Raw genomic sequence first — 12,009 nt, forward strand, 5'->3', positions numbered from 1 at the left:
CCGGGGCGGGCCCGCGCCCACCCCCCCCCGGCCACCGGGGGGGGGGGGGGGGGGGGGGGGGGGGGGGGGGGGGGGGCCGGGGGGGGGGGGGCCCCCCCCCCCCCCCCCCGGGGGCGGGGGAGCCGAGGCCGGTGGTGAGCAGGTCGGTGATCAGCGGGTCGTCGACCCGGGTGAGTTCGGCCTCGGAGCCGGTGCAGTTCAGCACCGCCCCCACCCGCAGCGTGCGGCCGTCGTCCAGCCGCACGTCGATGACCTCGCCGACCTCCCTGACCTCCCTGACCTCGCCGCCCCCGTCGGGGCCGTCCGCGGCGGTCTTGGCGTCGGCCACGGTGCCCCGGCCGATGCTGACCAGACCCGCGTCGACGGCGGCGCGCAGGGCCCTGGCGCTGACCGGCGGGATCCGGTGGCGGTGGGTCTCCCAGAGCCGGAGGTCCCGGGCCAGTAACCGGGCCTGGTCGGCGGGTGGGAGCTGCCGCCACAGGGCGCTGGTGAGGGGGCGGAGGCTGTCGACCCCGGTCCGCCAGTCGTCGTGGACGCGGCGGCAGCGGGCGATGTGGCACAGCACCGCCCGGCGCAGCGCGGGCAGCCCCGCACGGGCGTCGAGCTGTGGGGCGGCCGGGGTGGTGAGCGGGGTGGCGGCGTGCGGCCGGGGGACCAGACCGTGCCGGGACAGGGCGTGGACGACGCGTCCGGGGCGCTGCAGGCTGAGCGCCATGTCGACCATGGTCAGGCCGGTGCCGACGAGCAGGACGTCGCGGTCCTCGGGGACGGCCGCCAGGGCGCCGGGTGCCCAGGGGTCGGCCAGGAACCGCCCGGAGTCGCGCAGCGCCGGCGGTGCCCAGGCCTGGCCGGGTGCGAAGTTGCCCAGGGCCAGCACCGCCGCGTCGACGTCCAGTGGCGGCCCGTCGCGCAGCCACAGGCGCAGCGGCGGGGTGGTCGCCCGGGGCCGGTGGGTGAGGGCGACGACGCGGTCGGGCACCCGGACCAGGTTGGGGGTGCCGGGGCGGTCGGCCGCCGCCGCCAGGCTCTCGGCGAGGTAGCGCCCGAAGAGGCGCCGGGGGACGAAATCGTGCTCGCCGCCACGGTCGCCGAGCCAGCGCACGAAGTGGCCGGGGTCGTCCCGGTGGGCGCTCATCTGGCCGGCCCGGACGTTCAGCAGGTGGTGCGGCGCGTCGGTGCCGAACGCCAGCCCCGGGCCCGCGGGCCCGGGGTCGATGAGCCAGATCCGGTCCGGTGCGGGTCTCCCGGCGGCCGCGTGGTGGAGCAGGCGCAGCGCCGTGAGGGTTCCGGCGGCGCCGGCGCCCACCACGGCGATCTCGTGCGGGGTCCTGTTCTGGTTCACTGCGGCCGCGTCGGACACGGCGGGAGACGTCATGCGGCCAACATCGAGCCGATCGGCCGCCGCGTCCAACGACGGTTCATAGGCCCCTCGCCAAGCAGGACTTATGGCCCGGTGTCCCGGTGTCGCGCCGACCGGGGCGGAGGTGACGGTCACGTAGGGTCCCTGGTTCGACACGGTCCGTCCCATAAGGAGAGTTTGGGGGCGCGCTCCGCCGCCCGCCGCCCGGGCTTCTGGTTAGAGGGTGTCACGAAAGCTGTTGACCTCTCACGCGGATTTGCGTTATAACTTCTAACGAACACGCAAGTATCTATCGAATGCAGGGCCATCGCAGCCGCGTTCGCGGCTCGACGGGCAACGCCCGCCCACCGACCGACACCCGACCAAGGGGAACCCCATGTCCGGCACCCGCAGCACCGGCGTCCGCGCCGCCCTGTTCGCCGTCCCGCTCGTCGTCAGCCTCCTCGGCGCCGCGGCCGCGCCCGCCGGCGCCGCCACCTCGCACCCCGGCACCGCCCTGACCTGTCGCGGCCAGGGCGTCGACCCCCGGGCCCAGGTCCGCTACCGGGCCGAGACGGTGGTCCACGCGCCGCTGCACACCATCTGGAAGCTGCAGACCGACGTGGAGCGCTGGCCGTCCTGGCAGGGCCCCGTCGCGAGCGCGGAGCGCCTCGACCACGGCCGCCTGCGCCCGGGCTCGGCGTTCCGGTGGACGACCCCGCTCCCGCCCAACCCCGCGACCACCGCCACCAGCCTGGAGATCGTCTCGACCGTCCAGCAGCTCAAGCGGGAGTCCTGCCTCCGCTGGACGGGCCCCGCCGTCGCGGAAGGGCTGCACATCGACGGCGTCCACGTGTGGAACTTCACCCGGGTCAAGGGCGGCGTCCGGGTGAGCACCGAGGAGACCCACACCGGGCCCCAGGTCGACGCGGACGTCCCCACCGCGACCGCGATCCTGCGCCAGGGCCTCGACGGGTGGCTGCACGACCTGAAGACCACCGCCGAGGCCGACGCCGAACGGGGCTGACGGGGCCTAGTGACCTGAGTCGGACAGGGATTCGAGGGCGGCCCGGGCGGCGTTGTGGCCGGGGATGCCGCTGACTCCGCCGCCGCGGACGGCGCCCGCGCCGCACAGCAGGACGTTCGGGTGGGCCGTCGCCACGCCCCAGCGGGCGGCGGGGCCGTCCACCGGCCCGGTCGCGAACGGGAAGGAGAGGTCCCGGTGGAAGATGTGGCCGCCGGGCAGGCCGATCTCCCGTTCCAGGTCGGGCGGGGTCCTGGCCTCCACGCAGGGCCGGCCGGTGGCGTCGAGCGCGAGGCAGTCGGCGATCGGTTCGGCCAGCACCTCGTCCAGTTGGGCCAGGCTTGCCGCCAGGGCGCGTTCCTTGGCGGCCGGGTCGGTGAACAGCCGGGCGGGCATGTGCAGGCCGAACAGGGTCAGCGTCTGGAGGCCCTGGCGGACGGCTTCGGGGCCCAGGATGGTGGGGTCGGTGAGGGTGTGGCAGTAGATCTCCGACGGGGGCGCGGAGGGCATCCGGCCGGCCGCCGCCTCGGCGTAGGCGGTCTCCAACTGCCGGTAGCCCTCGGCGATGTGGAAGGTGCCCGCGAAGGCCTCCCGGGGGTCCGCGGCGGTGTCCCGGAGCCGCGGCAGCCGGCGCAGCACCAGGTTGACCTTCAGCTGGGCGCCCTCGGGCGCGGGCCCGGGTTCCTCGCCGAGGAGGCGGGCCAGGGTGGCGGGGGCGGCGTTGACCAGCACCCGGCGGCCGGCCGCCATGGCCTCGCCGCCGTGGTGGCGGTACGTCACCTCGGCGTCGCCGCGGCCGTCGGTGGCGATGGCGGTGACCTCGCACCCGGTGCGGATCTCCGCGCCGGCGGCCAGGGCCGCCTCGGCCAGCGAGTCCGTCACCGCGCCCATGCCGCCGACCGGGACGTCCCAGTCGCCCGTCCCGTTGCCGATCACGTGGTAGAGGAAGCAGCGGTTCTGCCGGAGCGAGGGGTCGTGGGCGTGGGTGAAGGTGCCGATCAGCGCGTCCGTCAGGGCGATCCCGCGGACCAGGTCGTCGCTGAAGGCCCGTTCGATCGTCTCGCCCAGCGGCCGTTCGAACAGGGTGGTCCAGGCGGCGTCGTCGGCGATCCGCCGGCGCAGTTCGGCGCGTGCGGGCAGCGGCTCGGTGAGGGTCGGGAAGACCCGTCGGGCGACGTGTCCGGTCGTGCCGTAGAAGCGCTGCCAGGCCTCCCACTCCCGGTCGGTTCCGGTGAGCGCCCGGAACGCCTCCCTGGTCCGGCCGGGGTCGGCGGCGTCCACCAGCAGGCCGGTGGGCTTCCCGTCCCGGACGGTGGGCGTGTACGAGGCGATCCGGCGGCGCCGCAGGTCGAGCCGCAGGCCCAGCTCCTGGACGATCTTGTGCGGCAGCAGGCTGACCAGGTAGGAGTAGCGCGACAGCCGGGCGTCCACGCCCGGGAACGCCCGGGCGGAGACGGCGGCCCCGCCGACCCGGGGCAGCCGTTCGAGCAGCAGGACCCGGCGTCCGGCCCGGGCGAGGTAGGCGGCGGCCACCAGCCCGTTGTGGCCGCCGCCGACGATCACGGCGTCGTACCGGGCGGGGGTGGACGGGTTCGCGTTCACCCCCGCCACGCTACGGGACGGAGCCGGGCCGGGGAATGCCCCGGACACGGCGGCCCCGGAACGCCGCAGGACCCCCTCGCAGCGGTGCGCGAGGGGGCCCTGCGGCGTCCGGCCGGTCAGCGGCCGCCGTGGATCAGTTCGACGGAGAAGCCGTGGTCGGTGGAGACGGCGGGCGTCCTGACCTGGGTGACCCCGGTCGCGGCGTCGTAGTACCAGCCCGAGGCGGCCGAGTCGAGCGCCGCCGCCGAGTCCAGCCGGGGCAGCGGTCCGCCCTGCGTGACGACCAGGCGCGGGGCGGGCTTGCCGTGCACGGTGAAGCGGTACCCCCGCTCGGCCGGCTTGCCGGTGTAACTCCCCACGCTGGCGCCGACCTTGACGACGGTGACCGGCCCGTGGGCGCGGACGTCCACCCGCTGGGTGGCCGAGGCGCCGGTGGCGAAGCCGCGGGTGACGCCGTCGTCCTCGTACAGGGTGTAGGAGGAGTCGCCCTGCGGGTAGAGGTCGTAGTCGAGCCGGGTGCGGTCCCGGTTCTCCCAGGACAGCGTGCCCTCGGGCCACATCGGCACGATCGAGCCGCCCTTGACGAACAGCGGCAGGGTGTCCAGCGGCGCGGAGTACCCGTTGATCGTGGTGGGGCCCTGGTAGGTGCGCCCGGTCCAGTAGTCGGTCCAGGTGCCCTTGGGCAGGTAGATGCCGTCGCGCACCGAGGTGTCCGAGTAGACCGGCGCGACGAGGAAGTCCGGCCCGGCCAGGAACTCGTACTTGGCGTTCGGGCCGAGGGCCGCCGGGTCGTCCGGGTACTCCAGGGCGAGCGGACGCACCGCGCCGACGCCCGTCCTGGTGGCCTCCGCCGACAGCGTGTACATGTACGGCAGCAGCCGCTCCTTCAGCTGGAGGTACTTGCGGTTGATCGAGGTGTAGGGCTCGCCGTCCAGCCAGGGCTGCTGGTCGCGCTGCTCCTTGCCGGCCATGTCCCTGGCCCAGCCGTCCATGGTCATGATGGCCGGGAGGAAGGACTTCCACTGGAGGTCGCGGGTGTACATCTTCGGGTCGCGGCGGTAGATGGAGCCGACGTCGCCGGTGTTGTAGGCGATGCCGGACATGGTGGCGCCCGCGTACGTGGGGATCTGCCAGCGGATGTAGTCCCAGGACAGGCTCTGGTCGCCGCTCCACAGGACGCCGCAGCGCTGGGCGCCGGCCCAGGAGACGGGCAGCCAGACGAAGCCGCGGGCGTTGCTGCCGTCCTCGATGCCGGCCTTGGCCTGGTCGCAGGCGTTCAGCGCGAAGTCGTAGCCGTTGCCGACCCAGGCGACGTCGAGCTTGCGCACCAGGGCACCGGCCTTGACCTCGGCGGCCTGGTCGGGCAGGCCGTTCTGGGTCCAGAGGCCGAGCTGGGCGTGGTTCTTGCGCAGGCCCTCGCCGGTCTGGGCGAGGTTCTCGTAGCCGCAGCCGTAGCCGTCGTTGACGAGCATCCAGCCGAGCGGCATCTGGTTCTGCACGTAGCCGTCCGCGACCTTGAGCGCGTCGGTGGTGTGGCGTTCGCCGCGGTTGGCGTTGTGCAGGTAGCAGTCGGAGTCGCCGGGCTCCAGGCCGTAGACGGGCGGCATGAAGGGCTTGCCGACCAGGGTGGTGTACTTGCCGATCACCGACTTGACGTCACCGGTGAAGTAGTAGGCGTCCAGGCGCCGTTCCTGCTGTCCGGTGCGCACGGGCGAGCCGAAGTCGTAGGTGCCCGGCGCGAAGGTGTTGCGGAACACGCCGTAGCCGGCGGTGGAGATGTAGAACGGCTGCGAGTTGTTGTAGCCGCCCTCGTTCCAGTTGGTGCTGTTGGCGACGTGGACGGTCCTGTCCCGGTGGGAGAAGGAGCCGTTCTGCTCGCCGCCGCCGAAGAACTGCTCGTCGGCGCCGCGGACCAGGCTCTGCCGCAGCCCGCTGGTGGACCAGCGCAGCGGGGCGTCCTCCTGCCAGACGGCGGTGCGGTTGTCGGCCTTGTACAGGCCGAACCTCAGGGGGTGCTTGTAGACCCGCAGCACCTGGTCCTTGGAGCGGATGCCGTAGTAGTCGCCGGCGTCGAACGACGAGGTGCCGCGCTGGAGTTCGGGCTGCTTGCGGATGATCGTGCTGCCCGCCGGGTCGGTGAGCACGCCGTCCGGGGCGGCGCGCAGCCGCAACTGGTCGTCGGCGAGGAAGTCGACCTTGGCCTTGAGGGTGCCGGCGGCGATGTCGTAGCTGCCCTGGCCACCGGAGAAGGAGGTGAGGTCTCCCGCGTCGGCGGTCTGCGGCAGGTAGGCGCGCCCGGTGAAGGAGCCGCCGTGCACGTCGTAGGGGACGACCAGGACGTGGTAGGTGCCCGAGGCCTTCGGGATGACGGTCGCCTCGGGGTTGGCGGTGCCCGCGCTCTCGGCGACCTCCTTGCCGTTGGCGTCGTAGACGTAGAGGTCGAAGTCGTCGGTGGGGTTCTGCCACTGAATCGAGAGCGGGACGCCGCCCTCGGGGTTGTCGTCCCAGTAGCCGGCGGGCGCGTCGACGGTCAGGTCGAAGCGGCCGCAGACCGTGCCGTCCGGGTCCTGGGCGGCGGACGGGCAGGAGGCGGCGCCGCCGAGGGTTCCCTTGGCGTACGTGGGGCTCTGCCAGGTGGTGCTCTGGTGGCCGCCGTCGAGGACGGCGGAGCCGGGGGCGGCGGCGCGGGCCGGCAGGGCGGGCCCGGCCACGGCGGCGATGCTGGTGAGGGCCACGGTGAGGGCGGCCCGGCGGAGGCGATGTCGTACCAAGCGCACGGTGTGTTCTCCCGTCGGATGAGCAAGAGATGTTCACTTACTGCGCGAAGCTGCTTGAACATGGGGGAATACAAGCAACATTCACAGTCATGGCCGGTCCATGTCAATGGTGGGTCGCCGTTCCCGACGCTCCGGGCGGTGGGGGCTACTTGACCGATCCGGCGGTCAGCCCGGAGACGACGTGGCGCTCGATGACGGCGAACAGCACCACGACCGGCACGATCGCGACGACCGATCCGGCGAACAGGTAGTTCCACTCCACCGTGTAGTTGCCGATGAAGCCGTTGATGCCGACGGTCAGCGGCTGGCTCTCCGGGGCCGTCGACAGGGTCAGGCCCATCACGAACTCGTTCCAGGCGGAGATGAAGGTGAAGATCACCGCGGTGACCACGCCGGGCATGGCCAGCGGCAGCACCACCCGGCGCAGCGCCCCGAGCCGGCCGAGGCCGTCGAGCAGCGCGGCCTCCTCCAACTCGACCGGGATCGAGCCGATGTAGGCGGTGAGGATCCAGACGGCGAACGCCAGGTTGAAGGCGGCGTTGCAGAGGATCAGCGTCCAGACCGAGTTGAGCATGTCCAGTTGGTAGAACTCGCGGTAGAGGCCCACCAGCAGCGAGGTCGGCTGGAACATCTGGGTGACCAGGACGAGCAGCAGGAAGAGCTTGCGGCCCCGGTACCTGAACCGCGCGGTGCAGTACGCGGCGGGCAGCGCGACCAGCAGCGCCAGCACGGTGGAGCCGCCGGCGACCAGCAGCGTGACCTTGAGGTTGGCGCCGAGCGTCGACTCGCGCCAGACGTCGACGAAGTTGGACCAGGCGGGGTGGCGCGGCAGGTAGCCCGCGTCGCGCAGCTCGTCGGCGGGGCGCAGCGCGGTGACGGCCATCTCCAGGTACGGCAGCAGGAAGACCGCCGCCAGCAGCCAGGCGGCCGCCGCCATGACCAGGGTGCGCGGCCGGATCCGGCGCGCGGGTGGGCGCGGCCGACGTGTGGGCGGAGAGACCGTCACCGTTCCTCCCCGTTCCAGCGACCGACCTTGAGGAAGACCAGCACCATGAGCACCACCAGGGCGAAGTTGACCACCGACATGGCCGCGGACTCGCCGATGTCGGTGTTCTTCAGCTGGTACATGAACACCGTGCTGGTGGCCGTGGCGCTGCCCGGGCCGCCCTGGGTCATGCCCCAGATGACGGGGAAGGAGTTGAAGACGTTGATCAGGTTGATCACGAGGCCGACCAGGAAGGCCGGGCGCAGCAGCGGCAGGGTGATCCTCCGGTAGGCCTGCCACGGGGAGGCGCCGTCCACCCGGGCCGCCTCGTACAGCTCGCCGGGGACGGTCTGCAGGCCGGCGAGCAGGGTGTAGGTGGTGAACGGCAGCGAGACGAAGACGGCGACGAGGACCATCCAGGGCCAGGCGGTCGCCGGGTCGCCGAGCCAGTCCCGGGGGCCGTCGACCAGGCCGAGGTCGGTCAGCGCGGTGTTGAGCACGCCGGCCGTCCGGTCGAGCATCCACCGGAAGCCGATGGCGGTCATCAGGACGGACGCCGCCCAGGGGGCGATCAGCGCCCAGCGGGCGAACCTGCGCCCGGGGAAGCGCTGGTTGAACAGCTGGGCCAGGCCGAGCGAGAGCGCCATCGTCAGGCCGACGACGGCCACCGTCCAGACCACCGTCGAGAGCAGCACCCGGCCGAGGTCGGCCTCGCCGAAGAGCTTGCGGTACTTGTCCAGCCCGGCGGAGCCGCGGACGAATCCGCTGGTGCTGATGCGCAGGAACGAGGTGCGGACCATCTCGTAGACGGGCCACAGGACGACGGCCAGGATCAGCAGGACGGCCGGGGCGATCCACGGCAGCGGTCCGAGCCGGCCGGGGCCGGAGCCCGTCCGGGCGGGCCGGCCGGGCCCGGAGGCCTGGGTGGTGGGGGAGTCGAGGGACACGGCGGTGCCTTTCGGACGGGGCGCGGGCCAGGGCGGGCGTGCCCTACTTGTTCGCGACGGCGTCCCGGGCCTTCTTCTGCAGGTCGCCGAGCACCTTGGCCGGGTCGCCGGCGACGGCGGTGCCGATGCTCTTCTTGAGCTCGGCCGAGACCGCGTCCCAGGTGGTGTTGCCGAGCGGGTAGAAGGCGGCGTTCGGCAGGAGGGCGAAGAACGGTTCGAGGTCCTTGTGCTTGCCGCTGGCGGTCATCTCGCGCAGGGTGCCCTGGGTGACCGGCATCAGGTTGTAGGTCTCGTCGAAGGCGAGCGTGTTGTCCTTGGAGTACGCGAAGTCGAGGAACTTCCTGATCTGGTCGCGGTGGCCGTTCTTCTTGAAGGCCATCGTCCAGTCCGCGACGCCGAGGGTGGAGGCGAGCGGGCCGGTCCTGCCGGGGATGGGCGCGACGCCGTAGTCGACCTTGCCGTCCTTGGCCATCTGGATCAGCGAGGGGTGGCCGTCGGCCATGGCGGCCTTGCCCGCGGCGAAGTCGGCGAAGGCGGTCTTGCGGTCGGTGGTGGCCGGGTTGGCGTAGGTCAGGCCGGGGTCGACGAGGTTGGCCTTGAGCCAGCGGAAGGTGTCGACGTTGGCCGGGCTGTCGATGGTGTAGGTGCCGTCCTTGGCGGTGGGGCCGCCGCCGTTGCCGAGCTCCCAGATCATGCTCTCGCCCTGGGCCTCCTCCGGGCCGAGCGGCAGCGCGTACGGGGTGACCCCGGGCGCCTTGGCCTTGATCAGTTCGGCGTCCTCGCGCACCTCGTCCCAGGTGGCGGGCGGCTGGGTGATGCCGGCCTGCTGGAAGACGGCCTTGTTGTAGAAGAGGGCGCGGGCGGAGGAGACGAACGGGATGCCGTACTGCACGCCGTCGACCCGGCCGGCCTCGGCGAAGCTCGGGATCAGGTCGGCGCGGGTGCCGGCGGACAGGACGTCCTCGGCCTTGTAGAGGAGGTCGTCGGCGACCTTGTCGGCGTAGCCCCCGGTCTGCAGGACGTCGGGGACGTTGCCGCTCTGGATCATCGTCTTGACCTGCTTGTCGATGTCGTTCCAGTTCATCACCTGGACGTCGACCTTGATGCCGGGGTTGGCCGCGGTGAACGCGGTGGCGACGCCGTTCCAGTAGGCCTTGGAGCTGTTGGACTCCTTCTCGCCGTAGTCGGCGGCGACGAGTTTGAGCGTCACGGCGCCGTTCGGGGAGGACCCGCCGCCACTGCTGCCGCCGCACGCCGTGAGGGCGAGCGCGCCGACGGCACAGACCGCCCAGAGGGCACGTACACGTGTGTTCACCGCAGTTACCGCCTTCGTACGCCGCTTGATCCTAGTTGCTTGAAGAGCGCTGGTTCTGAGCAGATTCGAAAGAGCGTGGCGTCGGGCAGTATTCACGAGGCGGACCGGCGGGGTCGAGGTGTCGCCCGGATGTCGTTATCGGACCGTTGCATGACAACTGACGGTGCGACAGGGTGCCCGGCCGGTTCTCCCCGGCCGGGCACCCCGTGTGAACAGGTCAGACGCGCGCGACCCGGACCCCGCAGGCGGCGATCGCCTTCTCCTGGGCCGCGGTGGCCTCGTCGTCGGTGACGAGGTCGTGCACCTCGGCGAGCGGGCAGATCTTGGCGAAGGTCACCCGGCCGATCTTGGTGCTGTCCGCCAGGACCACCGACCGCGCGCTGGCGTGCAGGAACGCCCGGTCGGTCTGGGCCTCCATCTCGTCGTGCGTCGTGCAGCCGTCCTGCGCCGTCAGGCCGTCCACCCCGATGAACGCGACGTCCAGGTGGTACTGGGCGAGCATCCGGTCGGCGGCCGGCCCCACCAGCTCGTAACTCGTGGTCCGGGCCAGGCCGCCGACCACCACCAGGCGGACCTCCGGCCGGACGATGAGGTCCGCCGCGATGTTGACCGCGTTGGTCACGATGGTGATCCCGCCGCGCTCGGCCAGCACCCGGGCCAGCTCGCTCGTCGTGGTGCCGCCCGTCAGGCCCACCACGGCGCCGTCCGGCACCAGCCGGTCGGCCGCCAGCGCGATCCGCCGCTTCTCCGCCTGCCGCGTCCCGTGCTTGTGGCGCAGCGGCAGTTCGAGGTTGACGGCGCCGGTGACGGCCCCGCCACGGGTGCGGTGCAGCAGGCCCTGGTCGTGCAGTTCCTGGAGGTCCCGGCGGACGGTGGCCGGTGACACCTGGAGGAGGCCGGCCAGCTCGTGCACATCGGCGCTGCCCGCCTCGGTGATGTGGGTGAGGATCCGGGCGGTACGGTCGGCTTTGAGCATGGCCGAAGTCTAGGGCGTGTCCGTTGGATCACGCCGGGCCCGTGCGGCGGCGGCCTGTGCGCAGAACCGAACACCGGGCGGGCCGGGGCCGGGCGGGGCAGCCCGGGGCGGTTCGGTGCGGGGGCGTCACCGGGTGGCGAAGACCCAGCGGTTGGCGGCGAAGGCGTCGTGGGGTTCGGGCCGGGGGCCGCGGCCGTAGTGGCGGGTGAAGTCGAACGGGGTGTGGACGGTGGTGGACCAGCCGCGGGCGGTGAGATCGGCGGTGGTGTCGGGGCGTGGCCCGGCGTCGAGCAGGGCGAGCAGGTCGACGCCGAGCCGCTCGCGGGCGGTCGTGTAGACGGGGTTGTCGCGGACCGCCGCGGACTCCGGTCCGAGCTTGGCCTCGTACGCCAAGGTGCTTCCCGCGGCGCCGAGTCGGTCGACGGCGGCCGCGAGCCGCTGTTCGGCGGCGGCGGGCAGGTAGGGGAGCAGGCCCTCGGCGAGCCAGGCGGTCGGCTCGGCGGGCTGGAAGCCGGCCGCGGTGAGGGCGTCGGCCCAGTCGCCGCGCAGGTCGGCGGCCACCGGCACGCGGCGCGCCGCCGGCCGGGCGTCGACCCGGTCGAGGACGCGCTGCTTGAACGCGAGGACCTCGGGCCGGTCGACCTCGAAGACGGTGAGGTCGGCGGGCCAGTCGAGCCGGAAGGCCCGGGTGTCCAGGCCGGCGCCGAGCAGGACCACCTGGCGGACGCCCAGGTGGGCGGACCACAGCAGCTGGTCGTCCAACGCCCTCGTCCGGAGGGCGAGGTAGCGGCCGAGCCGCCCCCAGAGCGGATCGGCCTCGCCGTCCGGGACGTCCCGGGGGTGGACCGGCCAGTGCGCGGAGGACCTCGCGGCGCGCACGAAGTGCTCGGCGTGGGCGTCCCGGGTGAGGGCGTCGGGGCGGTGGGTCTCGATCGCGCGGGCGGCGGCGACCATCAGGGCGGTCGGTCCGACGCCCTCGTCGACGCCGGCACGGGGGCGGGCGGCGGTGGCCATGGTCCCTCCTGGTGTTCGGACTTGGGGAAG

The 12,009-nt window shown here is 73.1% G+C and carries 9 protein-coding genes; 1 reads left to right on the forward strand and 8 read right to left on the reverse strand.

All coding sequences use genetic code 11. The features are described 5' to 3' along the window. Positions 1-1,375: FAD/NAD(P)-binding protein (locus ACFVTF_RS18705; protein ID WP_387814717.1), on the reverse strand; the 1,375-nt coding region annotated here is incomplete at its 3' end. 361 nt (positions 1,376-1,736) lie between these two features. Between ACFVTF_RS18705 and ACFVTF_RS18710 the strand changes: the two genes are divergently transcribed. Then, a complete protein-coding gene (locus tag ACFVTF_RS18710) occupies positions 1,737-2,366 on the forward strand; it encodes an SRPBCC family protein (RefSeq protein ID WP_387814719.1) in 630 nt (209 codons plus the stop codon). A gap of 6 nt (positions 2,367-2,372) precedes the next feature. Here ACFVTF_RS18710 and ACFVTF_RS18715 read toward each other — a convergent pair whose 3' ends face one another. The 7 genes from ACFVTF_RS18715 to ACFVTF_RS18745 form a co-directional block, all read right to left on the reverse strand. After that, complete coding sequence (locus tag ACFVTF_RS18715; protein WP_387814721.1) at positions 2,373-3,965, reverse strand: phytoene desaturase family protein; 1,593 nt, start codon at positions 3,963-3,965, stop codon at positions 2,373-2,375. A 116-nt stretch (positions 3,966-4,081) separates the two neighbouring features. Next, positions 4,082-6,736: a TIM-barrel domain-containing protein gene (locus ACFVTF_RS18720; RefSeq protein WP_387814723.1), complete on the reverse strand. Its 2,655-nt coding sequence runs from the start codon at positions 6,734-6,736 to the stop codon at positions 4,082-4,084. A gap of 151 nt (positions 6,737-6,887) precedes the next feature. Next, entirely contained in the window at positions 6,888-7,748 is an 861-nt protein-coding gene (locus ACFVTF_RS18725; RefSeq protein WP_371521785.1) for a carbohydrate ABC transporter permease, read from the reverse strand. Next, positions 7,745-8,674 carry a carbohydrate ABC transporter permease gene (locus tag ACFVTF_RS18730; RefSeq protein WP_387814725.1) on the reverse strand — a complete coding sequence of 310 codons (930 nt, stop codon included), beginning with the start codon at positions 8,672-8,674 and terminating at the stop codon, positions 7,745-7,747. Before ACFVTF_RS18730 ends, ACFVTF_RS18725 begins: the two co-directional genes overlap by 4 nt. A 43-nt stretch (positions 8,675-8,717) precedes the next feature. Continuing rightward, positions 8,718-9,989 carry an extracellular solute-binding protein gene (locus ACFVTF_RS18735; RefSeq protein WP_387814727.1) on the reverse strand — a complete coding sequence of 424 codons (1,272 nt, stop codon included), beginning with the start codon at positions 9,987-9,989 and terminating at the stop codon, positions 8,718-8,720. 217 nt (positions 9,990-10,206) lie between these two features. Continuing rightward, positions 10,207-10,965, reverse strand: a complete 759-nt coding sequence (locus ACFVTF_RS18740) for a DeoR/GlpR family DNA-binding transcription regulator (RefSeq protein WP_371521790.1) — start codon at positions 10,963-10,965, stop codon at positions 10,207-10,209. 126 nt (positions 10,966-11,091) lie between these two features. Next, positions 11,092-11,979, reverse strand: a complete 888-nt coding sequence (locus ACFVTF_RS18745; RefSeq protein WP_371521792.1) for an SAM-dependent methyltransferase — start codon at positions 11,977-11,979, stop codon at positions 11,092-11,094. Positions 11,980-12,009: the final 30 nt, after the last annotated feature.

It is taken from the genome of Kitasatospora sp. NPDC057940 (genome assembly GCF_042887425.1).
In the GTDB taxonomy this organism is placed as follows: domain Bacteria; phylum Actinomycetota; class Actinomycetes; order Streptomycetales; family Streptomycetaceae; genus Kitasatospora.